Here is a 1320-nt window from a genome sequence, read left to right as displayed (position 1 = left end):
TTATCCTAAACAAGTACAGGATTCTCTTCATAAAGAAGCTATTTATATATTGAATAAAATGAACGGAAAAGCAAACGAAATTGTTTCCGCCTTAGACGTGAGAACAGGAGAAATATTAGCTCGTTCAGATGCGGAAGGTATTTTAAAAAGCAGTTTTAATAAAAAACAATATGAAAAGATTATCTTATCGGGGAAGAAAATTGTATTGGTTCACAATCATCCCTGTGGCGGACGGTTCTCTTTTGTCGACATCAAGACCTGTTTTAAAAACGATATGATAGCTGCAAGCGTAGTTATAGGGCATGATGGCAGCGTGAGAATTATCCACGATTTTGACAGAAGTATTGATATTGAAAGTTTGTATAGAAATCTGTATAATGATGCTAAAGAGATTTATCCGTTAAAAAGTAAAGCTGAAGAATATGCCTTGACAAAATTATATAAGTGGGGAAATAAGGAAGGAGGGTTTAAATATGGAAAATTCAAATAAAAATAAAAAACGTTATTTAGAACAAGATGATAGCTCATTTTTAGAACTAACAAAAGAGGAAAGACTTGCAATTCAAAAAGAAGCTGAAAAAGATAATTCCGAAGATAGGTTTAAACGTGAGGATTATCTTATAAAGAAATAAAAGCCATCACACAGAAATGAGTGTGGTGGTTTTTTCTTCTCCTCTTTTGGGGCTTGTCACCTACTTGAAAAAATCATATTCTATGAATAGAAGATATAACAATAATGTAATTTATATAGGAGGTGATTGTCATGCAGGCACTTGATTTAGTAAAATATATTGTGACTAAATGCACAAAGGATAATTGTTCAATCAGTAATTTGCAATTACAAAAAATTTTATACTATATTCAAGTATGGTTTTTGAAAAATACTAACCAAGTTGCTTTTCCCGATGAAATTCAAGCATGGCAATTTGGTCCGGTTGTCCCAGAAGTGTATTATTATTTCTGTGGATTTGGTGCTATGCCTATTTTTTCCACTTATGATATACAAGAAAATATTCTACATAAAAATGTGATTGATGATATTGTAACGAATAAAAGAGCCGTGTCTCCCTGGGATTTGGTTGAAGATACACACGATCCCGAAAAAGCATGGAAACATGTATATGGAAACGGAGAAGGGAACTATCTTACCATTTCTATACAATTACTTAAGGAGATTGGTTAATGGAATTTAGCGAAGAAAATAAGAAAAGTGAAGAACTCCGCGGATTACTAATTTTTGGTTTAGGAGTCCCTTATATGATATGTATAAAGAAATAAGTGAAGAAGAGGAAATGTGACTATTTTTCTTTAAGGAGAGTG

General features: G+C 32.3%; 3 protein-coding genes. All 3 read left to right on the top strand.

The window, feature by feature from the left end:
- A partial coding sequence (locus tag HMPREF1040_RS02540) for a hypothetical protein (RefSeq protein ID WP_007392353.1) occupies positions 1 to 490 on the top strand: 490 nt, incomplete at its 5' end.
- Positions 474 to 632, top strand: a complete 159-nt coding sequence (locus HMPREF1040_RS08090) for a hypothetical protein (RefSeq protein ID WP_007392355.1) — start codon at positions 474 to 476, stop codon at positions 630 to 632. The genes HMPREF1040_RS02540 and HMPREF1040_RS08090, both read left to right, overlap by 17 nt.
- A 131-nt stretch (positions 633 to 763) precedes the next feature.
- Positions 764 to 1183: a Panacea domain-containing protein gene (locus tag HMPREF1040_RS02535; RefSeq protein ID WP_007392354.1), complete on the top strand. Its 420-nt coding sequence runs from the start codon at positions 764 to 766 to the stop codon at positions 1181 to 1183.
- The last annotated feature ends 137 nt before the right edge of the window (positions 1184 to 1320 follow it).

Source organism: Megasphaera sp. UPII 135-E, from assembly GCF_000221545.1.
GTDB lineage: Bacteria > Bacillota > Negativicutes > Veillonellales > Megasphaeraceae > Megasphaera > Megasphaera hutchinsoni.
This window is presented reverse-complemented; position numbering and strand designations above follow the sequence as displayed.